This window comes from Pseudomonas sp. GD04019, assembly GCF_029837695.1.
GTDB lineage: Bacteria > Pseudomonadota > Gammaproteobacteria > Pseudomonadales > Pseudomonadaceae > Aquipseudomonas.
Map to the genome: position 1 here is coordinate 181,908 of NZ_JAOEEA010000008.1, position 20,593 is coordinate 202,500.

Annotated in this window: 26 protein-coding genes; 15 read left to right on the forward strand and 11 right to left on the reverse strand. The window is 64.8% G+C overall.

Going from position 1 to position 20,593, the window contains the following annotated elements:
* Window positions 1-35: 35 nt before the first annotated feature.
* The 5 genes from N7607_RS14300 to N7607_RS14320 are packed head-to-tail and all read left to right on the forward strand — an operon-like array spanning window position 36 to window position 3,812.
* Window positions 36-428: a FagA protein gene (locus N7607_RS14300; protein WP_279866227.1), complete on the forward strand. Its 393-nt coding sequence runs from the start codon at window positions 36-38 to the stop codon at window positions 426-428.
* On the forward strand, window positions 421-1,797 hold the full coding sequence (gene fumC / locus N7607_RS14305; protein ID WP_279866226.1) for a class II fumarate hydratase FumC: 1,377 nt from the start codon (window positions 421-423) through the stop codon (window positions 1,795-1,797). Before N7607_RS14300 ends, fumC begins: the two co-directional genes overlap by 8 nt.
* 39 nt (window positions 1,798-1,836) lie before the next feature.
* A complete protein-coding gene (locus N7607_RS14310; RefSeq protein WP_279866225.1) occupies window positions 1,837-2,286 on the forward strand; it encodes a tetratricopeptide repeat protein in 450 nt (149 codons plus the stop codon).
* A gap of 12 nt (window positions 2,287-2,298) precedes the next feature.
* Window positions 2,299-2,916, forward strand: a complete 618-nt coding sequence (locus tag N7607_RS14315) for a superoxide dismutase (RefSeq protein ID WP_279866224.1) — start codon at window positions 2,299-2,301, stop codon at window positions 2,914-2,916.
* 5 nt (window positions 2,917-2,921) lie between these two features.
* Window positions 2,922-3,812, forward strand: coding sequence for a ZIP family metal transporter (locus N7607_RS14320; protein ID WP_279866223.1), 891 nt, complete (start codon window positions 2,922-2,924; stop codon window positions 3,810-3,812).
* A 147-nt stretch (window positions 3,813-3,959) separates the two neighbouring features.
* Here N7607_RS14320 and N7607_RS14325 read toward each other — a convergent pair whose 3' ends face one another.
* The 10 genes from N7607_RS14325 to N7607_RS14370 all read right to left on the reverse strand — a co-directional run bounded on the left by N7607_RS14325 (window position 3,960) and on the right by N7607_RS14370 (window position 11,036).
* Window positions 3,960-4,232, reverse strand: coding sequence for an HPr family phosphocarrier protein (locus N7607_RS14325; RefSeq protein ID WP_137974950.1), 273 nt, complete (start codon window positions 4,230-4,232; stop codon window positions 3,960-3,962).
* An 8-nt stretch (window positions 4,233-4,240) separates the two neighbouring features.
* On the reverse strand, window positions 4,241-5,098 hold the full coding sequence (rapZ, locus tag N7607_RS14330) for an RNase adapter RapZ (protein ID WP_279866222.1): 858 nt from the start codon (window positions 5,096-5,098) through the stop codon (window positions 4,241-4,243).
* Between the two features lie 14 nt (window positions 5,099-5,112).
* Window positions 5,113-5,577: a PTS IIA-like nitrogen regulatory protein PtsN gene (gene ptsN / locus N7607_RS14335; protein WP_279866221.1), complete on the reverse strand. Its 465-nt coding sequence runs from the start codon at window positions 5,575-5,577 to the stop codon at window positions 5,113-5,115.
* Window positions 5,578-5,590: 13 nt separating this feature from the next.
* A complete protein-coding gene (raiA, locus tag N7607_RS14340; protein ID WP_021701305.1) occupies window positions 5,591-5,899 on the reverse strand; it encodes a ribosome-associated translation inhibitor RaiA in 309 nt (102 codons plus the stop codon).
* A gap of 157 nt (window positions 5,900-6,056) precedes the next feature.
* A complete protein-coding gene (locus N7607_RS14345; protein WP_279866220.1) occupies window positions 6,057-7,559 on the reverse strand; it encodes an RNA polymerase factor sigma-54 in 1,503 nt (500 codons plus the stop codon).
* Window positions 7,560-7,700: 141 nt separating this feature from the next.
* Complete coding sequence (gene lptB / locus N7607_RS14350; RefSeq protein ID WP_279866219.1) at window positions 7,701-8,426, reverse strand: LPS export ABC transporter ATP-binding protein; 726 nt, start codon at window positions 8,424-8,426, stop codon at window positions 7,701-7,703.
* On the reverse strand, window positions 8,426-8,971 hold the full coding sequence (gene lptA, locus N7607_RS14355; RefSeq protein ID WP_279866218.1) for a lipopolysaccharide transport periplasmic protein LptA: 546 nt from the start codon (window positions 8,969-8,971) through the stop codon (window positions 8,426-8,428). The genes lptB and lptA overlap by 1 nt, the downstream gene beginning before the upstream one ends.
* Complete coding sequence (gene lptC / locus N7607_RS14360) at window positions 8,958-9,527, reverse strand: LPS export ABC transporter periplasmic protein LptC (protein WP_279866217.1); 570 nt, start codon at window positions 9,525-9,527, stop codon at window positions 8,958-8,960. Before lptC ends, lptA begins: the two co-directional genes overlap by 14 nt.
* Window positions 9,528-9,536: 9 nt before the next feature.
* The gene (locus N7607_RS14365; protein WP_279866216.1) at window positions 9,537-10,061 is read right to left on the reverse strand and encodes an HAD family hydrolase; all 525 of its coding nucleotides are present in this window, start codon (window positions 10,059-10,061) and stop codon (window positions 9,537-9,539) included.
* Window positions 10,062-11,036, reverse strand: a complete 975-nt coding sequence (locus N7607_RS14370) for a KpsF/GutQ family sugar-phosphate isomerase (RefSeq protein WP_279866215.1) — start codon at window positions 11,034-11,036, stop codon at window positions 10,062-10,064.
* A 245-nt stretch (window positions 11,037-11,281) separates the two neighbouring features.
* On the opposite strand from N7607_RS14370, the gene N7607_RS14375 reads away from it, so the two are divergent.
* The 10 genes from N7607_RS14375 (at window position 11,282) to hisC (ending at window position 19,263) form a co-directional block, all read left to right on the forward strand.
* Entirely contained in the window at window positions 11,282-12,091 is an 810-nt protein-coding gene (locus N7607_RS14375) for an ABC transporter ATP-binding protein (protein WP_279866214.1), read from the forward strand.
* Complete coding sequence (mlaE, locus tag N7607_RS14380) at window positions 12,091-12,888, forward strand: lipid asymmetry maintenance ABC transporter permease subunit MlaE (protein WP_279866213.1); 798 nt, start codon at window positions 12,091-12,093, stop codon at window positions 12,886-12,888. Before N7607_RS14375 ends, mlaE begins: the two co-directional genes overlap by 1 nt.
* Window positions 12,888-13,355: an outer membrane lipid asymmetry maintenance protein MlaD gene (mlaD, locus tag N7607_RS14385; protein ID WP_279866212.1), complete on the forward strand. Its 468-nt coding sequence runs from the start codon at window positions 12,888-12,890 to the stop codon at window positions 13,353-13,355. Before mlaE ends, mlaD begins: the two co-directional genes overlap by 1 nt.
* A gap of 2 nt (window positions 13,356-13,357) precedes the next feature.
* Window positions 13,358-14,005 (forward strand): ABC transporter substrate-binding protein, encoded by a 648-nt coding sequence (locus N7607_RS14390; protein ID WP_279866307.1) that lies wholly within the window; start codon window positions 13,358-13,360, stop codon window positions 14,003-14,005.
* Window positions 14,002-14,310 carry an STAS domain-containing protein gene (locus N7607_RS14395; RefSeq protein ID WP_279866211.1) on the forward strand — a complete coding sequence of 103 codons (309 nt, stop codon included), beginning with the start codon at window positions 14,002-14,004 and terminating at the stop codon, window positions 14,308-14,310. Before N7607_RS14390 ends, N7607_RS14395 begins: the two co-directional genes overlap by 4 nt.
* Before the next feature lie 117 nt (window positions 14,311-14,427).
* Window positions 14,428-14,667 (forward strand): BolA family protein, encoded by a 240-nt coding sequence (locus N7607_RS14400; protein ID WP_192400255.1) that lies wholly within the window; start codon window positions 14,428-14,430, stop codon window positions 14,665-14,667.
* Window positions 14,668-14,695: 28 nt separating this feature from the next.
* Window positions 14,696-15,961, forward strand: a complete 1,266-nt coding sequence (gene murA / locus N7607_RS14405) for a UDP-N-acetylglucosamine 1-carboxyvinyltransferase (RefSeq protein WP_137974936.1) — start codon at window positions 14,696-14,698, stop codon at window positions 15,959-15,961.
* Window positions 15,962-15,973: 12 nt separating this feature from the next.
* Window positions 15,974-16,600 carry an ATP phosphoribosyltransferase gene (gene hisG / locus N7607_RS14410; protein ID WP_279866210.1) on the forward strand — a complete coding sequence of 209 codons (627 nt, stop codon included), beginning with the start codon at window positions 15,974-15,976 and terminating at the stop codon, window positions 16,598-16,600.
* A 182-nt stretch (window positions 16,601-16,782) separates the two neighbouring features.
* A complete protein-coding gene (hisD, locus tag N7607_RS14415; RefSeq protein ID WP_279866209.1) occupies window positions 16,783-18,093 on the forward strand; it encodes a histidinol dehydrogenase in 1,311 nt (436 codons plus the stop codon).
* A 114-nt stretch (window positions 18,094-18,207) separates the two neighbouring features.
* Window positions 18,208-19,263, forward strand: coding sequence for a histidinol-phosphate transaminase (hisC, locus tag N7607_RS14420; protein WP_279866208.1), 1,056 nt, complete (start codon window positions 18,208-18,210; stop codon window positions 19,261-19,263).
* A gap of 57 nt (window positions 19,264-19,320) precedes the next feature.
* On the opposite strand, the gene algW is transcribed toward hisC, so the two are convergent.
* Window positions 19,321-20,481: a Do family serine endopeptidase AlgW gene (gene algW, locus N7607_RS14425; RefSeq protein ID WP_279866207.1), complete on the reverse strand. Its 1,161-nt coding sequence runs from the start codon at window positions 20,479-20,481 to the stop codon at window positions 19,321-19,323.
* Window positions 20,482-20,593 lie beyond the last annotated feature (112 nt).

A 20,593-nucleotide genomic window follows, 5' to 3' on the forward strand; every position in this document is an offset into this window, starting at 1 on the left:
AATTAATATCAATATCGAGCTGCGACGAGTGCACCATGTCGTTTCCCTTTCTTTCTCCATGTCTGGACTGTTGGTACTGGCAGGGCTTCCGCATTCGCTGCGCGTTGCTGCCCGACGAGCCGCGCCTGCTCGACCAGCATGAGCTGCATGGCCGCCAGTTGGTGGCGCATGGGCGCCTCGGTGCCTGGCGCATGTCGCGCACCACGCTCGAACTCCTGCTCGACACCGCCTGCGATCCGGCGCTGCCCTGGCACTGGCGCAGCCTCTGCCTGGACCGCGCCTATCGACCGCTGCAAGCCATGCAACTGCTGGCTCGCGATCGGCGCCGGCAGCGCCGCCTGAACGATCTGCGTAACCGGCTGGCCACCCTGCGCTTGCCGCCCTCCCTCTCATTCAACGAACCGCTAGAAGGAAATCCCTATGAGTGACACCCGTATCGAACGCGACAGCATGGGCGAACTGGAAGTCCCGGCCGCGGCGCTCTACGGTGCGCAGACCCAGCGCGCAGTGAACAACTTCCCGGTTTCCGGTCAGCGCATGCCGGCGCCCTTCATCCGCGCGCTGATCCTGGCCAAGGCCGCAGCGGCACGGGCCAACGTCGAGCTGGAGCAGCTCAGCCAGGCACTGGGCGATGCCATTGTCACGGCCTGCCAGCAGCTGCTCGACGGCGACTTCATGGCGCACTTCCCGGTCGACGTGTTCCAGACCGGCTCCGGCACCAGCTCCAACATGAACGCCAACGAGGTGATCGCCACCCTGGCCAGCCGCCTGCTCGGCGACAAGGTCAACGCCAACGACCACGTCAACTGCGGGCAGAGCAGCAACGACATCATTCCCACCACCATCCATGTCAGCGCCGCGCTGGAGCTGAGCGAGAATCTGCTGCCGGCCCTCGGTCATCTGCTCAAGGTGCTGTGCGACAAGTCGCTGGAGGTGCAGCCCTATGTGAAGACCGGGCGTACCCACCTGATGGATGCCATGCCGGTGCGCATGAGCCAGGTGCTGGACGGCTGGGCCCAGCAGATCCAGGCCAACATCATCCACCTGCGCGCGCTGCAGCCGAGCCTGCAGGCTCTGGCCCAGGGCGGCACGGCGGTAGGCACCGGGGTCAACGCGCATCCGCGCTTCGCCGAACACTTCTGCCGCGAGCTGAGCGGGCTGACCGGCGTGCCGTTCAGCAGCGGCACCAACTTCTTCGCCCTGATCGGCTCGCAGGACACCGCGGTGGCCGTGTCCGGCCAACTGAAGACGGTGGCCGTGTCGCTGATGAAGATCGCCAACGACCTGCGCTGGATGAACTCCGGCCCGCTCGCCGGCCTCGCCGAGATCGAGCTGGAGGCGCTGCAGCCGGGCTCGTCGATCATGCCGGGCAAGGTCAATCCGGTGATCCCTGAGGCCGCCGCCATGGTCGCCGCCCAGGTAATCGGCAACGACACCGCCATCTCCATCGCCGGCCAGTCCGGCAACTTCGAGCTGAACGTGATGCTGCCCCTGGTGGCGGACAACCTGCTGCACAGCATCCAGCTGCTGAGCAACGTCAGCCGCCTGCTGGCCGACCGCGCAATCGCCAGCTTCAAGGTCAACCAGATCAAGCTCAAGGAAGCGCTGGATCGCAATCCGATCCTGGTCACCGCGCTCAATCCGCTGATCGGCTATCTGAAGGCCGCCGACATCGCCAAGCAGGCCTACCGCGAGGGGCGGCCGGTCATCGAGGTGGCGCTGGAGAACACCGATCTGTCGCGGCAGCAGCTGGAGCAATTGCTCAACCCGGAAAAACTCACCGAAGGCGGCCTCTGAGGTCGCCGCAACGGCCCGCGAGGGCCAGGAGGGCAGGCGATGGAGCATTGGAAGAAGACCATCGAGGCGGGCAATCGCCGCTTCGCCGAGGGCGACTGGGTGCAGGCGCGCGAGCTGTATCTGCAGGCGCTGGCCGAGGCGCAGGTGCTGTTCGGGCGCTGGGCCGACCATGACATGGCGGTCGCCGCCTTCGTCATCTCCCACCATAACCTGGCCGATCTGCACCTGATGCTCGGCCATCTGGAAGAGGCGGCGGAGAACCTCTGCGCCAGCCATGAGCGCATGTTGCAGACCCTGGCCGACACGGCCCTGGCGGAAGGGCTGCGCGCCGCCGCCATGCACCACAGCCGGCGCACCTACCTCGAGCTGCTGCAGTTCATCGCCGAACACGGTGCCTTTCCGCGCACCGACCGCCTGCTCGGAGCGCCGCAGCGTCACGCCTGGCCGCACAAGCCGAGCCCGGCCAGCCCTGGCCGCCACTATCACTGAAGGAGTTCACCGATGCCCCACAGCCTGCCGGCGTTGCCCTATGCCTACGATGCCCTGGAGCCGCACATCGATGCGCAGACCATGGATATCCACTACAGCAAGCACCACCAGACCTACATCAACAACCTGAACGCCGCGCTCGAAGGATCGTCCTATGTCGAGTGGCCGGTGGAACAATTGCTGACGCGTCTGGCCGAGCTACCGCAGGCGCTGCATGCGGCGGTGATCAACCAGGGCGGCGGGCATGCCAACCACAGCCTGTTCTGGACGGTGATGGCACCGGGCGGCGGTGGCGAGCCAAACGGCGACCTGGCCGCGGCGATCGATGCCCAGCTCGGTGGTTTCGCCGCTTTCAAGGAGGCCTTCACCAAGGCCGCGTTGACCCGCTTCGGCAGTGGCTGGGCCTGGCTCAGCGTGACCCCGGAGCGAAAGCTGGTGGTGGAAAGCAGCGCCAACCAGGACAGTCCGCTGATGCACGGCAATGTGCCGATTCTCGGGCTCGACGTGTGGGAACACGCCTACTACCTGCGCTATCAGAACCGCCGCCCGGAATACATCGGCGCCTTCTATAACGTGATCGACTGGGGCGAGGTGGCGCGGCGCTACCGAGATGCCCTGTGCGGAGACTGATCGGCATGTTGCAGAGTTTCTCCTCTGGCGGAAGCCGGACATTGCGCTATCTGATCGGCTTCTCGCTGGTCCTGCTCGGCTGCAGCCTGTTGCTAATGCAGGCGCGCGGGGTTGCCGAGCAGGCCATTGAGCCGCAGATCTGGCGCGCGCTGCAGGGCGGCCTGCTGTGCGCCCTGGGCACGGCGCTGGGGGCGCTGCCGGTGTTGTTCATGCGCAGCATCTCGACCCGCTTCGCCGATACCCTGCTGGGCTTCGGTGGCGGGGTGATGCTGGCCGCCACGGTGTTCTCGCTGCTGATTCCGGCGCTGGATGCGGCGGGAGCGCTGGGCTTCTCCAAGTGGGGTGCGGGTTTTCTCGCCAGCCTGGGCTTGCTGATCGGCGCCGGGGCACTGTTCGGCCTGGGGCGCCTGCTGCCCGAGGTGCAGCTGCGCGCCGGCGATGGTCAGCTGCAGGCGCTGGCGCCGAATATCCTGCTGTTCGTGGTGGCGATCATCCTGCACAACATTCCCGAGGGCATGGCCGTGGGCGTATCCGCCGGCGCCGGTCTGCCGGGGGCGGACAGCCTGGCCATGGGCATCGCCCTGCAGGACCTGCCGGAGGGGCTGATCATCTCTCTGGTACTGGTGGGTGCTGGGATGGGGCGTGGCAAGGCGCTGCTGGTCGGCGCCGCCTCGGGGCTGGTGGAGCCGCTGTTCGCCGTGCTCTGCGCCTGGCTGGTCGGTATCTCGGCGCTGCTGCTGCCCTGGGGGCTGGCGCTGGCGGCGGGAGCCATGCTGTTCGCCGTGGTCCACGAGATCATTCCCGAGTCGCACCGCAAGGGCTACGCCACGGAGGCCAGTCTCGGTCTGGCGGCCGGCTTCTGCCTGATGATGGTGATGGATACCGCGCTCGGCTGAGAACCTGTTTACGATCTCCTGGCTGTCGGCCATACGGCGTTAAAAACGGCCTCGGAATGCTCATTTACCATTCGTAAACTGCGCTTCCTCGGCCGTTTTTGCCTTGTCTGGCTTTAATCCAGAAATCGTAAACAGGTTCTGAGCGGGTTATTCGCCTTCGTCGAACTTGTTGTTGATCAACTCGACCAGCGCATCCAGCGCCTCGTCTTCGCGCTCGCCTTCGCTGAACAGGTGCAGGTTGGTGCCCTTGCCGGCGGCCAGCATCATCACCGCCATGATGCTCTTGCCGTCCACCTGGCTCTCCGCCGAGCGGCCGACGCGGACCTGGCAGGGGAACCCGCTGGCCACTCCGACGAACTTGGCGGCGGCACGGGCGTGTAGGCCGAGCTTGTTGATGATGGTGATCTCGCGGGTGGGCATTGCAGTCCTTAGCCGAGGTCGCGGTGGCGGACCTGGACATTCTTCAGTACGGGTTTCAGGGCTTCGCCCAGGCGATTGGCCAGGTATACCGAGCGATGATGACCGCCGGTGCAGCCGATGGCGATTGTCACGTAGGAGCGGTTGCTGGCGGCGAAGCGCGGCAGCCACTTGTGCAGGTAGGCCTGGATGTCCTGGTACATCTCTTCCACGTCCGGCTGCGCCGCCAGGTACTCGGCGACTGGCGCTTCCAGGCCGGACATGTCGCGCAGGTCCGGCTTCCAGTAGGGATTGGGCAGGCAGCGCACGTCGAACACCAAGTCGGCATCCACCGGCATGCCGCGCTTGAAGCCGAACGATTCGATCAGGAAGGCGGTTCCCGGCTCAGGCTTGTTGAGCAGGCGCAGCTTGAGGGTGTCGCGCAGCTGATAGAGGTTCAGGTGGGTGGTGTCGATCTTCAGGTCGGCCAGGTCGATGATCGGCGCCAGCAGCTGTGCCTCGTCACGGATGGCCTCGGCCAGGGCGCGTTCCTCGTTGGTCAGCGGGTGGCGCCGGCGGGTCTCGGAGAAGCGCTTGAGCAGGGTGTCTTCGTCGGCATCGAGATATAGCACGTCGCACTGGATATGGCGGCTGCGTACTTCCTCGAGCAGTTCGGGGAAGCGCTTGAGCTGGCTGGGCAGGTTGCGGGCGTCCACCGACACGGCGACCTGCGGGTGCAGCAGCTCGGTCTGCAGCAGGGCGCGTTCGGCCAGGTCCGGCAGCAGGCCGGCGGGCAGATTGTCGATGCAATAGAAGCCGTTGTCTTCCAGCACGTCGAGGGCGGTGCTCTTGCCCGAGCCGGAACGTCCGCTGACGATGATCAGACGCATACCGCCTCCCGTGCTCAGTGGCCGCTCTGAACGTCGACCACGACCTGATACAGGCTCTCGTTGCTCTGCGCCTGGCGCAGGCGCTCGCGCACTTCGCTGCGGTCGAGCATGCTGGCGATCTGGCGCAGCAGCTCCAGGTGCTCGTCGGTGGCCGCCTCCGGTACCAGCAGGACGAACAGCAGGTCTACCGGTGCACCGTCGATGGCGTCGAAGTCCACCGCCGCATCCAGGTGCAGCACGGCGCTGATCGGGGCGCTGCAGCCGGGCAGGCGGCAGTGGGGAATGGCGATGCCGTTGCCGAAGCCGGTGGAGCCGAGCTTCTCGCGGGCGATCAGGTTTTCGAAGATGTCCTGGGCGTCCAGATCGGTGAGATCGCGGGCAACCAGGTTGGCAATCTGTTCGAGTACACGTTTCTTGCTGCCTCCCGGCACGTTCACCAGGGAACGTGCGGGAGTCAGGATGGTTTCGAGTCGGATCATCTGGGAGGGGCTGTCAGCGAGCCGTGGCGCCTTGCAGGCGACCCAGCTGCTTTTCCTTGTGCTTGATCAGTTGTCGGTCGAGTTTGTCGGTCAGCAGGTCGATGGCCGCATACATGTCTTCGTGTTCGGCGTTGGCGACGATCTCGCCGCCGGCAATGTGCAGGGTCGCTTCGATCTTCTGCTTCAGCTTCTCGACCTCCATGATGACCTGCACATTGGTGATCTTGTCGAAATGGCGTTCCAGCCGGCTCAACTTCTCGCCGACATAGTCACGCAGAGCGTCGGTCACATCCAGTTGATGTCCACTGATGTTGACTTGCATACCGCTTCTCCTTGTTGCCTGGTGTAAGAGACAGACTAGCTTGCCTGCCGCCGTAACACGTTGGCTGAAAGGGCTGGTGCACTGCGGGCCATGGTTCCCCCATGCAGGGTATCTGGCGCTCGGTACGGTGGTGCAGAAGCCTTCCGCTCAGGGCCGCTTACATCAGTCGCTTGCGTTCGCTGGATGGCGCTATGCCGAGCGATTCGCGGTACTTGGCGACAGTGCGGCGGGCTACCTGAATGCCCTGTGCTTCCAGTAAACCAGCGATCTTGCTGTCGCTCAACGGCTTTTTCGCGTTTTCCGCGGCCACCAGTTTCTTGATGATGGCGCGGATCGCGGTGGACGAGCATTCCCCGCCTTCGGAGGTGCTGACGTGGCTGGAGAAGAAGTACTTCAGCTCGTAGATGCCGCGCGGGGTGTGCATGAATTTCTGCGTGGTGACCCGCGAAATGGTCGACTCGTGCATGCCCACCGCCTCGGCGATGTCGTGCAGTACCAGTGGCTTCATGGCCTCGTCGCCGTATTCGAGGAAGCCGCGCTGGTGCTCGACGATCTGCGTGGCGACCTTCATCAGCGTCTCGTTACGGCTCTGCAGGCTCTTGATGAACCAGCGCGCCTCCTGCAGCTGATTACGCATGAAGGTGTTGTCGGCGCTGGAGTCGGCGCGTTTGACGAAGCCGGCGTATTGCGGGTTGACCCGCAGGCGCGGCACCGCTTCCTGGTTCAGCTCCACAAGCCAGCGTTCGTTGTGCTTGCGCACGATCACATCCGGCACCACGTATTCTGGCTCGCTGGCCTCGATCTGTGAGCCCGGGCGCGGGTTGAGGCTCTGGATCAGCTCGATGACCTGGCGCAGCTCGTCCTCTTTCAGCTTCATGCGGCGCATCAGCAGGCTGTAGTCGCGGCTGCCGAGCACGTCGAGGTGGTCGCCGGCCAGGCGCTGGGCCTCGGCCAGCCAGGGCGTGCTGGCCGGCAGCTGGCGCAGCTGCAGGAGCAGGCATTCACGCAGGTCGCGGGCGCCGATGCCGGCGGGCTCGAAGTGCTGGATGCGATGCAGAACGGCTTCGACCTCGTCGGCCTCGATCTCCAGTTCCGGATCGAAGGACTCGACGATCTCGTCGATGGATTCTTCCAGGTAGCCCTGGTTGTTGATGCAATCGATGATGGTGACGCCGATCAGCTTGTCGGTATCGGACATCGGCACCAGGTTGAGTTGCCACAGCAAATGGCTCTGCAGGCTCTCGCCGGCGGAGGTACGGGTGGTGAAGTCCCACTCGTCGTCATCGTTGCTGGGCAGACTGCTGGCGCTGGTCTGGTAGACGTCTTCCCAGGCGGTGTCGACCGGCAGCTCGCTGGGGATGCGGTCGTGCCATTCGCCGTCTTCGGCGCTCTCGTTGTTGTTTACCGCGACGGTGCTGTCCTGGAAGCTCGAGCTGTCCTGCTGAGCAGAACTGTTCTGCTCGGCGTTGTCGGCCATCGGGTCGGAGTTGTCGAAGTCTTCGCCTTCCTCCTGACGTTCCAACATGGGGTTGGATTCCAGGGCTTCCTGGATTTCCTGCTGCAGGTCCAGGGTGGAGAGCTGGAGGAGACGGATGGCCTGTTGCAGCTGCGGAGTCATCGTCAGCTGCTGGCCCATCTTGAGGACTAGCGACGGTTTCATGGTGTGGGGCTGGGTACCTTGTTCACTTGCCGGCGCGCGGCGCCATCCACTGCAGGGCGGCGAAGCGCCCTAGGAAGCAAATTATATGCCTGACCTTGAATGATTCTAGCCCTTTGCGCAAGCCCCGTACGGGGCTCGGGCTCAGAGGCGGAATTCGTGGCCCAGGTAGACTTCCTTGACCAACTGGTTGGCCAGAATGGCCTCGGCATCGCCTTCGGCGATCAGCTGGCCGTCGTTGACGATATAGGCCGTTTCGCAGATATCCAGGGTCTCGCGTACGTTGTGATCGGTGATCAGCACACCGATGCCCTTGGCCTTGAGGTGGTGGATGATCTGCTTGATGTCGCCGACCGAAATCGGGTCCACGCCGGCGAAGGGCTCGTCGAGCAGGATGAACTTCGGCTCGGTGGCCAGGGCGCGGGCAATCTCCACGCGGCGGCGCTCGCCGCCGGACAGGCTCATGCCGAGGCTGTCGCGAATGTGGTTGATGTGGAATTCCTGCAGCAGGGCTTCCAGCGCCTCTTGGCGGCCTGCGCGGTCGAGGTCCTTGCGGGTCTCAAGGATGGCCATGATGTTGTCGGCCACTGACAGCTTGCGGAAGATCGAGGCTTCCTGCGGCAGGTAGCCGATGCCGGAGCGGGCGCGGCCGTGCATGGGCTGGTGGCTGATGTCCTGGCTGTCGATCAGCACGCGGCCCTGATCGGCCTGGACCAGGCCGACGATCATGTAGAAGCAGGTGGTCTTGCCGGCGCCGTTGGGGCCGAGCAGGCCGACGATCTGGCCGCTGTCGATGGACAGGCTGACGTCGCGGACCACCTGGCGGCCCTTGTAGCTCTTGGCCAGGTGCTGGGCTTTGAGAGTCGCCATTACTGCGCCTGCCCCGGCTGGCCGTTCTTCTTGCGTGGCTGCAGGATCATGTCGATGCGCGGACGCGGCGTGGAGACATCGCTGCCCGTGGCGCGGCCGGCGTTGACGATCTGGCGCTGGGTGTCGTAGACGATCTTCTCGCCTTCGAAGGTGTTGCCCTGCTGGATCACCTTGGCCTGGTCGATCAGGACGATGCGCTCGTTGCTCGCGTAGTACTGGATGGTCAGGCCGTAGGCCTTGACGATGTCCTTATCGACGGATGGCTTCTGCTCGTAGTAGGCCGGTTTGCCCACCGAGGTGAAGACCTCGATCTCGCCGTTGGCATCCTGAGTGATGGTCACGGTGTCGCCGGTGATCTTCATGGTGCCCTGGGTGATCACCACGCCGCCGCGGTAAACGGCCACACCTTGCTTGTCATCCAGTTCTGCGCTGTCTGCCTGGACCCGAATCGGTTGCTCACGGTCGCTGGGCAGGGCCCAGGCGCTGGCGCTTCCGAGCGCGGCGCTCAGGCTGAGCAGTAGGGGGAAGGTTTTAACGAACCTCATGCTGGCCTCTTACGTTGGACAGCAAGTTGATCTTGCCGTCGTTCATGTACGCTTTCATTCCCTGTGCCGTGGTCACCCCATTGGCGGCCTCGATTCTAACGGCTTGCTGGGTCTGCGCATATTCCTCGTCGGGGAATACGGTGACTCGGCTGCTGGTAATCACGGTCGGGCGGTTCTTGGCGTCGGTGCGGGCGATGCGCACGTTGTCGATCAGCTCGACCTGCTTGCCCTCCGGCGCCACCTCGCCCTTGTCGCTGCGCACGTGCCAGGGGAACTGGGTGCCGCGATAGAGTTGCAGGTCCGGCTTGTCCAGCAGGGTGATGTCGCTGGCCTTGATGTGTTCCAGCTTGGCGGCGGTCATCTCGTACTGCAGCTTGCCGTCTTCCTGGAACTGCTGGGTGCTGGCGCCGACCACGTAGAAGTCGATGGCGTTGTCGGCCTCGGCTGCCGCCCGGCGATCCATGAAGGTCTCGGGACGGACGTTCCAGTAGCCGAGCGCGCCGATCAGGGCGACTGCCAGCAGACCGATCACATAATTGCGCAGTTTGCCGTTCATGGGCAGGTCCTAGAGGTAGGCGGCCTGGGCGGCTTCGAGCGTGCCCTGGCCGCGCATGATCAGTTCGCAGAACTCGCGCGCCGCGCCTTCGCCACCGCGGGCGCTGGTCACGCCGTGGGCATGCTGGCGGACGAAGCCGTCGGCGCTGGCCACTGCCATGCCCAGGCCGACGCGGCGGATCACCGGCAGGTCGGGCAGGTCGTCGCCCAGGTAGGCGACCTGTTCGTAGCTCAGGCCCAGCTCGCCGAGCAGTTCATCGAGCACCACCAGCTTGTCCTCGCGGCCCTGGTACAGGTGCTGGATACCCAGATTCTGCGCGCGGCGCTCGACCACCGGGGTCTTGCGTCCGCTGATGATGGCGGTACGCACCCCGGAGTTGATCAGCATCTTGATGCCGTGGCCGTCCAGGGTGTTGAAGGTCTTGAATTCGCTGCCGTCGACGAGGAAGTACAGCTTGCCGTCGGTGAGTACGCCATCGACGTCGAAGATGGCGAGTTTGATGGCCTTGGTGCGTTGCAGCAGATCGGCGGTCATTTACAGCACTCCGGCGCGCAGCAGGTCGTGCATGTTGAGGGCGCCAACCGGCTTGTCCTCGTCATTCACCACCACCAGCGCGTTGATCTTGTGGTCTTCCATGATTTTCAGCGCCTCGGCGGCGAGCATCTCGGCGCGGGCGGTCTTGCCGTGAACGGTCATCACCTGATCGATGCTCGCCTCGCGCACATCGACGCCCTTGTCCAGGGTGCGGCGCAGGTCGCCGTCGGTGAAGATTCCGGCCAGCTTGCCGTCGGCCTCGACGATCACCGTCATGCCCAGGCCCTTGCGGGTCATTTCCAGCAGCGCCTCGCGCAGCGAGGTGCCGCGCTGTACCAGTGGCAGGCGCTCGCCGGCATGCATCACGTTCTCCACCTTGAGCAGCAGGCGACGGCCGAGAGCGCCACCCGGGTGGGAGAAGGCGAAGTCTTCGGCGGTGAAGCCGCGGGCTTCCAGCAGGGCGATGGCCAGGGCGTCGCCAATCACCAGGGACACGGTGGTGGAGGAGGTCGGTGCCAGGTTCAGCGGGCAGGCCTCCTGGGCCACGCGGGCGTCCAGGTTGACTTCGGCGGCCTTGGCCAGCGCCGATTCGGGGTTGCCGGTCATGCTGATCAGTTGGATGCCCAGGCGCTTGATCAGTGGCAACAGGGTGACGATTTCGGCGGTGGAACCGGAGTTGGACAGGGCCAGGACCACGTCGTCCTTGGTGATCATGCCCATGTCGCCGTGGCTGGCCTCGGCTGGGTGGACGAAGAAGGCCGGGGTGCCGGTGCTGGCCAGGGTGGCGGCGATCTTGTTGCCGATATGGCCGGACTTGCCCATGCCGACCACGACCACGCGCCCGCTGCAGTTCAGGATCATCTCGCAGGCACGCACGAAGTCGGCGTCGATGCGGCTCAGCAGGCTTTCCACAGCCTCGGCTTCGAGGCGGATGGTGCGCTGCGCGGACTGGATCAGGTCGCTGGTCTGGCTCATGAGATCTTCGTGGTGCTCGGCATAAAAGACCGGGAGTATAACGACAAAGGTGGCCGGCCTCACCTGGCACTCGGCGCGCTCGGTGCATCTTGTGACCAATTGTTATGAAAAAGTTGCAGCGACTTGGGCTGCAATAACCGCCAATGCTATATTCCGCGCCCTGTTCGGCCTGACCGCGGCGCGAGGTGTCCCTGCCGTGGGAACCTGCGTCTGTCCATGGAAGGGCCGCATCACAAGGAGTTTGGATGAGCGCCGTGAATGCCTATGCCGTCGAGTTGAAGGGCCTGACCTTCAAGCGTGGCGCGCGCAACATCTTCAATAATGTCGATATCCGCATCCCGCGTGGCAAGGTCACCGGGATCATGGGGCCGTCCGGCTGCGGCAAGACCACCCTGCTGCGCCTGATCGCCGCCCAGCTCAAGCCGGCCAGTGGCGAGGTCTGGGTCAATGGGCAGAACCTGCCGACCCTGTCGCGCAGCGACCTGTTCGACATGCGCAAGCAGTTTGGTGTCCTGTTCCAGAGCGGGGCGCTGTTCACCGACCTGGACGTGTTCGAGAACGTTGCCTTTCCGCTGCGGGTGCATACCCAGCTGTCCGACGAGATGATCCGCGATATCGTGCTGATGAAGCTGCAGGCCGTTGGCCTGCGCGGCGCCGTCGAGCTGATGCCGGACGAATTGTCTGGCGGCATGAAGCGCCGCGTGGCACTGGCCCGCGCGATTGCCCTGGATCCGCAGATTCTCATGTACGACGAGCCGTTCGTCGGCCAGGATCCTATCGCCATGGGCGTGCTGGTGCGCCTGATCCGCCTGCTCAACGACGCCCTAGGCATCACCAGCATCGTGGTTTCCCATGATCTGGCCGAGACCGCCAGCATTGCCGACTACATCTATGTGGTGGGCGATGGCCAGGTGCTGGGGCAGGGCACGCCGGCCGAGCTGATGGGCTCGGATAACCCGCGCATCCAGCAGTTCATGAAAGGCATTCCGGACGGTCCGGTGCCCTTCCACTATCCGGCGCCGGATTACCTCGATGATTTGCTGGGAGAGCGCTGATGCGTAGGAAGTCCCCTCTCGAACGCATCGCCCTGCTCGGGCGCGCCGGCATCGACGTGGTCGCGGCCATGGGCCGTTCGACCCTGTTCCTGCTCAGTTCGCTGTTCGGCCGCAGCGGCCTGCGCAATGGCGGGCAACTGCTGATTCGCCAGCTCTACTCCGTGGGCGTGCTGTCGCTGCCGATCATCGTGGTCGCCGGCCTGTTCATCGGCATGGTGCTGGCCCTGCAGGGCTACAACATCCTGACCAGCTACGGCTCCGAGCAGGCGGTGGGGCAGATGGTGGCCCTGACCCTGCTGCGCGAACTGGGCCCGGTGGTCACCGGCCTGCTGTTCGCCGGTCGTGCCGGCTCGGCGCTGACCGCCGAAATCGGCAACATGAAGTCCACCGAGCAGCTGTCCAGCCTGGAAATGATCGGCGTCGACCCGCTCAAGTACATCATCGCGCCGCGCCTGTGGGCCGGTTTCATCTCCATGCCGCTGCTCGCCGCCATCTTCAGCGTGGTCGGTATCTGGGGTGGCGCCATGGTCGCGGTGGACTGGCTCGGCGTGTACGAAGGCTCGTTCTGGTCGAACATGCAGAACAGCGTGGAATTCACCGAAGACGTGCTCAATGGCGTGATCAAGAGCATGGTGTTCGCTTTCGTCGTGACCTGGATCGCCGTGTTCCAGGGTTACGACTGCGAGCCGACCTCGGAAGGCATCAGCCGCGCCACCACCAAGACCGTGGTGTATGCCTCCCTCGCCGTGCTCGGCCTCGACTTTATTCTGACCGCCCTGATGTTTGGAGATCTCTGATGCAAAGCCGCTCCCTGGAAATCGGCGTCGGCCTGTTCCTGCTGGCTGGACTGCTGGCGCTGCTGCTGCTCGCCCTGCGGGTCAGCGGCCTGTCCGCCGGAAGCGCCGGTGATACCTACAAGCTGTATGCGAACTTCGACAACATCGCCGGTCTTACCGTTAGGGCCAAGGTGACCATGGCCGGCGTGACTATCGGCAAGGTCACCGCCATCGACCTGGACCGCGACAGCTATACCGGTCGCGTGACCATGGAGCTCGAGAAACGGGTCGACAACCTGCCGCTGGACTCCACCGCCTCGATCCTGACCGCCGGTCTGCTGGGCGAGAAGTACATTGGCATCAGCGTCGGTGGCGAGGAGGATCTGCTCAAGGATGGCAGCACCATCCACGACACCCAGTCGGCACTGGTGCTGGAAGACCTGATCGGCAAGTTCCTGATGAACTCGGTGAATAAGGAAAGCAAATGAACATGTTGAAGATCCTGCGCCGCGGCCTGTTGGTCCTGCTGGCCAGCCTGCCGCTGGCGGCCATGGCCGCGCCCAGCGCCCATGATGTGGTGAAGAGCACCACCAACGAGCTGCTCGGTGATCTCGAGGCCAACAAGGCCGCCTACAAGCAGAATCCACAATCCTTCTACGACACCCTGGATCGCATTCTCGGCCCGGTGGTGGACAGCGAAGGCATCTCGCGCAGCATCATGACCGTGAAGTATTCGCGCGGCGCCAGCGATGCGCAGCTGCAGCGTTTCGAGGACAACTTCAAGCGCAGTCTGATGCAGTTCTACGGCAATGCCCTGTTGGAGTACGACAACCAGGGCATCCGCGTGCTGCCGGCCAAGGCCGAAGGCGCCGAACGCGCCAGCGTTGGCATGGAAGTCACCGACAAGAAGGGCACCGTTTACCCCGTGTCCTACACCATGGTGCAGGTCGACGGGCAGTGGAAGCTGCGCAACGTGATCATCAACGGCATCAACGTTGGCAAGCTGTTCCGCGACCAGTTCGCCGACAGCATGCAGCGCAACGGCAATGACCTGGACAAGACCATCGACGGCTGGGCCGAAGTGGTGGCCAAGGCCAAGGACAGCGCCGAAGGCCAGCAGGCGAGCGGCCAGCAATGAGCGAAACCGCCATCCGCCAGGGCGCCAGCGGCGAGCTGCTGCTCTGCGGCGTGCTCGACTATCGCAGCGGTCCGGCCCTGCGCGAGAGCGGGCGCCAGTTGATCGCCGCCAGCCCGGCTCGCGAGCTGGTACTGGACTGCGCGGCGGTGGAGAAGTCCAGCAGTGTCGGCCTGTCCCTGCTGCTGGCCTTTATGCGCGATGCCGCACAGGTGGGGAAGAGCCTGAAGGTGCGTGGTCTGCCGCAGGACATGCAGGGCATCGCCCGGGTCTCGGGGTTGCACGAGCTGCTCGACCTGCCGGCCTGAACCCGCGCCAAAGCCCTCCGTCTGCCGGGCTTCGCAGGCGGGGGGCTTTTTTGTATCATTGCCGACCCCGCGAGCCTTGGGCCCGCCAGAATCCTTTTGCGCCGATCGAGGTTGAGCATGCAGGCCGTAGAAGTTAAGAACCTCCTGGAGGCCCAGCTGCCCAACACCCGCGTCGAGGTGGAAGGCGAAGGCTGCAACTTCCAGCTGAACCTGATCAGCGACGAGCTGGCCGCGCTCAGCCCGGTCAAGCGCCAGCAGCAGATATACGCCCACCTCAACGCCTGGATCGCCGATGGCAGCATCCACGCCGTGACCATGAAATTCTTCAGCCAGGCCGCCTGGGCCGAGCGTTCCTGAGCCTGCGGGCAGCGAGATCGAGATCCGAATGGACAAACTGATTATTACCGGCGGTATCCGCCTCGATGGCGAAATCCGCATCTCCGGGGCGAAGAACTCCGCCCTGCCGATCCTGGCTGCCACCCTGCTGGCCGACACCCCGGTCACCGTGTGCAACCTGCCGCACCTGCACGACATCACCACCATGATCGAGCTGTTTGGCCGCATGGGCGTACAGCCGATCATCGACGAGAAGCTCAGCGTCGAAGTCGACGCCAGCAGCATCAAGACCCTGGTCGCACCGTACGAGCTGGTGAAGACCATGCGCGCCTCGATCCTGGTGCTCGGCCCCATGGTCGCGCGCTTCGGTGAAGCCGAAGTGGCCCTGCCCGGTGGTTGCGCCATCGGCTCGCGTCCGGTCGACCTGCACATCCGCGGCCTGGAAGCCATGGGCGCGAAGATCGACGTTGAAGGCGGCTACATCAAGGCCAAGGCGCCGGAAGGCGGCCTGCGTGGCGCGCACTTCTTCTTCGATATCGTCAGCGTGACCGGTACCGAGAACATCATGATGGCCGCAGCCCTGGCCAAGGGCCGTACCGTGCTGGAAAACGCCGCGCGTGAGCCGGAAGTGGTCGACCTGGCCAACTTCATCAACGCCATGGGTGGCAAGGTCAGCGGCGCCGGTACCGACACGATCGTCATCGACGGCGTCGAGCGCCTGGGTGGCGGTCGTTACAGCGTGATGCCCGACCGTATCGAAACCGGTACCTACCTGGTGGCTGCGGCCGCTACCGGTGGCCGCGTCAAGCTCAAGGACACCGATCCGACCATCCTCGAGGCCGTGCTGGCCAAGCTGCAGGAAGCGGGCGCCGAGATCACTACCGGCAAGGACTGGATCGAGCTGGACATGAAGGGCAAGCGTCCCAAGGCCGTCAATGTGCGCACCGCGCCGTACCCGGCTTTCCCGACCGACATGCAGGCCCAGTTCATCTCCCTCAACGCCATCGCCGAGGGCACCGGCACCGTCATCGAGACCGTGTTCGAGAACCGCTTCATGCACGTCTACGAGATGAATCGTATGGGCGCGCAGATCCTGGTCGAAGGCAACACCGCCATCGTCACCGGTGTGCCGGCGCTCAAGGGCGCTCCGGTGATGGCCACCGACCTGCGCGCCTCCGCCAGCCTGGTGATCGCCGCGCTGGTCGCCGAGGGCGAAACCCTGATCGACCGCATCTACCACATCGACCGTGGTTACGAGTGCATCGAGGAAAAACTGCAGTTGCTCGGCGCCAAGATTCGCCGCGTGCCGGGCTAGTAAGGGCATTTCATGCTGACCATCGCGCTGTCCAAGGGCCGCATTCTCGACGACACCCTGCCGCTGCTCGCCGCGGCAGGTATCGAGCCGACCGAGAATCCGGAAAAGAGCCGCAAGCTGATCATTCCGACCACTCAGGATGACGTGCAGCTGCTGATCGTGCGCGCCACCGACGTGCCGACCTACGTCGAGCACGGCGCCGCCGACCTCGGCGTGGCCGGCAAGGACGTGCTGATGGAGTACGGCGGCCAGGGCCTGTACGAGCCGCTCGACCTGCAGATCGCCAACTGCAAGCTGATGACCGCCGGCAAGGTCGGCGCGCCGGAGCCGAAAGGCCGCCTGCGCGTCGCCACCAAGTTCGTCAACGTGGCCAAGCGCTACTACGCCGAACAAGGTCGTCAGGTCGACGTGATCAAGCTGTACGGCTCCATGGAGCTGGCGCCGCTGGTTGGCCTGGCCGACAAGATCATCGACGTGGTCGACACCGGCAACACCCTGCGTGCCAACGGTCTGGAGCCCCAGGAGCTGATCGCCCACGTCAGCTCGCGACTGATCGTCAACAAGGCCTCGATGAAGATGCAGCATGGCCGCATCCAGGCGCTGATCGAGACCCTGCGCACGGCGGTCGAAGCGCGATGACCGCCAGGGATGGCGGGAATGTCGAAAATGCAGGAGCATTTTTCGACCACCGAAGCTAATACCTTCGACGCGACCATCGGTCGCGTCCGCCTATCCGTGTCATAGCCAGAATTCTCAGGTGCCCGCGCGGTACGGCTGGTACTCTACGGGCGCCTGAGCAATAGCCAATCAAGAGGCCCGCTATGACCGCTCCTACCGCCATCCGCCGACTCAATGCCGCTGACCAGGACTTCGCGCGACACCTGGATCATCTGCTGAGCTGGGAAAGCGTGTCGGACGACGCGGTCAACCAGCGCGTGCTGGATATCATCGCCGCCGTGCGCAGCCGTGGCGATGCCGCCGTGGTCGAGTTCACCGAGAAGTTCGACGGTCTACAGGTCGCCGCCATGGCCGACCTGATCCTGCCGCGCGAGCGTCTGGAACTGGCCCTGACCCGCATCAGCACCGAGCAGCGCGCGGCACTGGAAAAGGCCGCCGAGCGCGTACGCCTCTACCACGAACGGCAGAAGCAGGGCTCCTGGACCTACACCGAGGCCGACGGCACGGTGCTGGGGCAGAAGGTCACCCCGCTGGATCGCGCCGGTCTGTATGTTCCCGGTGGCAAGGCTTCCTATCCGTCTTCGGTGCTGATGAACGCCATCCCGGCCAAGGTCGCCGGCGTGCCGGAAGTGGTCATGGTGGTGCCGACCCCGCGTGGCGAGATCAACGAGATCGTCCTCGCCGCCGCCTGCGTGGCTGGCGTCGACCGCGTGTTCACCATCGGCGGCGCCCAGGCCGTGGCCGCGCTGGCCTATGGCACCGAGAGCGTGCCACCGGTGGACAAGATCGTCGGCCCCGGCAACATCTACGTGGCCACCGCCAAGCGCCACGTATTCGGCAAGGTCGGCATCGATATGATTGCCGGCCCCTCTGAAATTCTCGTGGTCTGCGATGGCCAGACCGATCCGGACTGGATCGCCATGGACCTGTTCTCCCAGGCCGAGCACGACGAGGACGCTCAGTCCATTCTGGTCAGCCCGGACTCCGCCTTCCTTGATCGCGTGGCCGAGAGTATCGCCAAGCTGCTGCCGACCCTGGAACGCGAGACCATCGCTCGCACCTCCCTGGAGGGTCGCGGCGCGCTGATCCAGGTCGCCGACATGGCCCAGGCCATCGAAGTGGCCAACCGCATCGCGCCGGAGCACCTGGAACTGTCGGTGGAGAATCCCGAGCAGTATCTGCCGCAGATCCGCCATGCCGGCGCCATCTTCATGGGCCGCTATACGGCAGAAGCTTTGGGCGACTATTGCGCCGGGCCGAACCACGTGCTGCCGACCTCCGGCACCGCGCGCTTCTCCTCGCCGCTGGGCGTGTACGACTTCCAGAAGCGTTCGTCGATCATCCATTGCTCGGCCGAGGGTGCCTCCGAGCTGGGCAAGGTCGCCTCCGTGCTGGCACGCGGCGAGTCGCTGACCGCCCATGCACGCAGCGCCGAGTACCGCATCAAGCATTGATGGCCGATTGGTAGGGTGGACAACGCTTTGCTTGTCCACCGCTTCACCCGGTGGAAAACGCTTCGCGGTTTTCCACCCTACGCAAACCGAACGAATTCGAGGAGAGAAGGGCAGATGAGCAAATTCTGGAGCCCCTTCGTCAAAGACCTGGTGCCCTACGTGCCGGGCGAGCAGCCGAAACTGGCCAAGCTGGTCAAGCTGAACACCAACGAAAACCCCTACGGCCCGTCGCCCAAGGCGGTCGCCGCCATGCAGGCCGAGCTGGGCGACAGCCTGCGTCTGTACCCCGACCCCAATAGCGACCGCCTGAAACAGGCGGTGGCCGACTACTACGGCGTGAGCAGTGCCCAGGTGTTCGTCGGCAACGGCTCCGACGAGGTGCTGGCGCATGCCTTCCACGGCCTGTTCCAGAACGGCAAGCCGCTGCTGTTCCCCGACGTGACCTACAGCTTCTACCCGGTCTACTGCGGCCTGTACGGCATTCCGTACGAGGCCTTGCCACTGGACGACCAGTTCCAGATACGCCCCGAGGACTACGCGCGGCCCAATGGCGGGATCATCTTCCCCAACCCCAACGCGCCGACCGGCTGTCTGCTGCCGCTGGACGCCGTCGAGCGCCTGCTGCAGGGCAGCCCGGACAGCGTGGTGGTGGTGGACGAGGCCTACATCGACTTCGGCGGCGAGACTGCGATCAAGCTGGTCGACCGTTATCCGAATCTGCTGGTGACCCAGACCCTGTCCAAGTCGCGCTCCCTGGCAGGCCTGCGGGTCGGCATCGCGGTCGGTCATCCGGACCTGATCGAGGCGCTGGAGCGGATCAAGAACAGCTTCAACTCCTACCCGTTGGACCGCATGGCCATCGTCGGCGCGGCGGCGGCCTTCGACGACGAAGCCTACTTCCGCGAGACCTGCCAACTGGTGATCGACAGCCGCGAGCAGGTGGTGGCCGAGTTTTCCGGCCTGGGCTTCGAGGTGCTGCCATCGGCGGCCAACTTCATCTTCGCCCGTCACCCGCAGAAAGATGCCGGCGAGCTGGCGGCGGCGCTGCGTGAGCACGGCGTCATCGTGCGGCACTTCAAGCAGCAGCGTATCGCCCAGTTCCTGCGTATCACCATCGGCAATCCGGAACAGAACCAGGCGTTGCTGGATGCCCTGCGGCAAGTACTCTAACCAGAAGCCGTAACGTAAAAGGCGCCCCGCGGGGCGCCTTTTTTCATGGCCGTTTGTTTAGGGTTGCTGCGGCTGCTGCACTTCGGCCGGAGGGCGCACGCCGATCTCGGCGGTCAGCTCCAGGGTCTCGCCGCCGCGCAGCACTTCGATCACCACTTTCTCGCCGGGCTGGGTACGCGCTACTTGGTTCATCGAGCGGCGGCCGTCGACGGCGGCCTCGTCGGCGATCTTCAGGATCAGGTCGCCCGGCTGCAGACCGGCCTTCTGCGCCGGACCATCGCGGTAGATGCCGGCGACCAGGATGCCGGCGCGGCCCTGCAGGCCGAACGATTCGGCCAGCTCCGGGGTCAGCGGCTGCACTTCGATGCCCAGCCAGCCCCGGATTACCTGGCCGCGCTCGATGATCGCCTTCATCACGTCGCGCGCCAGCTTGACCGGGATGGCGAAGCCGATGCCTTGCGAGCCGCCGGACTTGGAGAAGATCGCGGTGTTGATACCGATCAGATTGCCGTGGGCATCGACCAGAGCGCCGCCGGAGTTGCCCGGGTTGATCGCCGCGTCGGTCTGGATGAAGTCCTCGTAGGTATTGAGGCCCAGCTGGTTGCGCCCGGTGGCGCTGATGATGCCCATGGTCACGGTCTGGCCGACGCCGAACGGGTTGCCGATGGCCAGGGTGACGTCGCCGATCTGGATCTGGTCGGAGCGCCCCAGGGTCATGGCCGGAAGGTTCTTCAGGTCGATCTTGAGCACCGCCAGATCGGTCTCCGGATCGCTGCCGATCAGGCGGGCCAGGGTCTCGCGGCCGTCCTTGAGTGCCACCACGATCTGGTCGGCGTCCGCCACCACGTGGTTGTTGGTCAGCAGGTAGCCCTCCGCGCTCATGATCACCGCCGAGCCCAGGCTCGACTCCATGCGCCGCTGCTTGGGCAGGTTGTCGCCGAAGAAGCGGCGGAACACCGGGTCTTCCAGCAGCGGATGGCTCGACGCTTTGTTGACCATCTTGGTGGTGTACAGGTTGGCCACCGCTGGCGCCGCGCGGCTCACCGCATCGGCATAGGACACCGGGCCTTCCTGGGCGATGCCATAGCGCGGCGCCTGCTGCAGGTGCACTTCGTTGCCGGGCAGGCCGACCCATTGCGGGTAGCGCTGGATCAGCAGCAGTGCCAGCAGCAGGCCGACCAGCAGGGGCCAGCCAAGGAAGCGCAGGGCCTTGAGCATCTAAGTGAAATCCTGAGGGTTGCGAGGGCCTGGAGCGGCCCTTAAGGTGGCGGCATTATAGAGGTGCCGCCGGCCGGAAGGGCAGCATCCGCAACAGTTTGATGAGGAAAAA

Excerpts from the sequence above, each read along its gene's own strand:
- rapZ (WP_279866222.1), bottom strand. The coding sequence starts at position 5,098 with ATGCGTCTGATCATCGTCAGCGGACGTTCCGGCTCGGGCAAGAGCACC.
- N7607_RS14400 (WP_192400255.1), top strand. The coding sequence starts at position 14,428 with ATGCAGGCCGTAGAAGTTAAGAACCTCCTGGAGGCCCAGCTGCCCAAC.
- raiA (WP_021701305.1), bottom strand. The coding sequence starts at position 5,899 with ATGCAAGTCAACATCAGTGGACATCAACTGGATGTGACCGACGCTCTG.
- N7607_RS14325 (WP_137974950.1), bottom strand. The coding sequence starts at position 4,232 with ATGCCCACCCGCGAGATCACCATCATCAACAAGCTCGGCCTACACGCC.
- hisD (WP_279866209.1), top strand. The coding sequence starts at position 16,783 with ATGACCGCTCCTACCGCCATCCGCCGACTCAATGCCGCTGACCAGGAC.
- N7607_RS14390 (WP_279866307.1), top strand. The coding sequence starts at position 13,358 with ATGTTGAAGATCCTGCGCCGCGGCCTGTTGGTCCTGCTGGCCAGCCTG.
- N7607_RS14395 (WP_279866211.1), top strand. The coding sequence starts at position 14,002 with ATGAGCGAAACCGCCATCCGCCAGGGCGCCAGCGGCGAGCTGCTGCTC.
- N7607_RS14315 (WP_279866224.1), top strand. The coding sequence starts at position 2,299 with ATGCCCCACAGCCTGCCGGCGTTGCCCTATGCCTACGATGCCCTGGAG.
- N7607_RS14375 (WP_279866214.1), top strand. The coding sequence starts at position 11,282 with ATGAGCGCCGTGAATGCCTATGCCGTCGAGTTGAAGGGCCTGACCTTC.
- ptsN (WP_279866221.1), bottom strand. The coding sequence starts at position 5,577 with ATGATCCGACTCGAAACCATCCTGACTCCCGCACGTTCCCTGGTGAAC.
- N7607_RS14370 (WP_279866215.1), bottom strand. The coding sequence starts at position 11,036 with ATGAGCCAGACCAGCGACCTGATCCAGTCCGCGCAGCGCACCATCCGC.
- hisC (WP_279866208.1), top strand. The coding sequence starts at position 18,208 with ATGAGCAAATTCTGGAGCCCCTTCGTCAAAGACCTGGTGCCCTACGTG.
- lptB (WP_279866219.1), bottom strand. The coding sequence starts at position 8,426 with ATGGCGACTCTCAAAGCCCAGCACCTGGCCAAGAGCTACAAGGGCCGC.
- lptC (WP_279866217.1), bottom strand. The coding sequence starts at position 9,527 with ATGAACGGCAAACTGCGCAATTATGTGATCGGTCTGCTGGCAGTCGCC.
- fumC (WP_279866226.1), top strand. The coding sequence starts at position 421 with ATGAGTGACACCCGTATCGAACGCGACAGCATGGGCGAACTGGAAGTC.
- algW (WP_279866207.1), bottom strand. The coding sequence starts at position 20,481 with ATGCTCAAGGCCCTGCGCTTCCTTGGCTGGCCCCTGCTGGTCGGCCTG.
- mlaE (WP_279866213.1), top strand. The coding sequence starts at position 12,091 with ATGCGTAGGAAGTCCCCTCTCGAACGCATCGCCCTGCTCGGGCGCGCC.
- N7607_RS14345 (WP_279866220.1), bottom strand. The coding sequence starts at position 7,559 with ATGAAACCGTCGCTAGTCCTCAAGATGGGCCAGCAGCTGACGATGACT.
- murA (WP_137974936.1), top strand. The coding sequence starts at position 14,696 with ATGGACAAACTGATTATTACCGGCGGTATCCGCCTCGATGGCGAAATC.
- N7607_RS14310 (WP_279866225.1), top strand. The coding sequence starts at position 1,837 with ATGGAGCATTGGAAGAAGACCATCGAGGCGGGCAATCGCCGCTTCGCC.
- N7607_RS14300 (WP_279866227.1), top strand. The coding sequence starts at position 36 with ATGTCGTTTCCCTTTCTTTCTCCATGTCTGGACTGTTGGTACTGGCAG.
- lptA (WP_279866218.1), bottom strand. The coding sequence starts at position 8,971 with ATGAGGTTCGTTAAAACCTTCCCCCTACTGCTCAGCCTGAGCGCCGCG.
- hisG (WP_279866210.1), top strand. The coding sequence starts at position 15,974 with ATGCTGACCATCGCGCTGTCCAAGGGCCGCATTCTCGACGACACCCTG.
- N7607_RS14365 (WP_279866216.1), bottom strand. The coding sequence starts at position 10,061 with ATGACCGCCGATCTGCTGCAACGCACCAAGGCCATCAAACTCGCCATC.
- mlaD (WP_279866212.1), top strand. The coding sequence starts at position 12,888 with ATGCAAAGCCGCTCCCTGGAAATCGGCGTCGGCCTGTTCCTGCTGGCT.
- N7607_RS14320 (WP_279866223.1), top strand. The coding sequence starts at position 2,922 with ATGTTGCAGAGTTTCTCCTCTGGCGGAAGCCGGACATTGCGCTATCTG.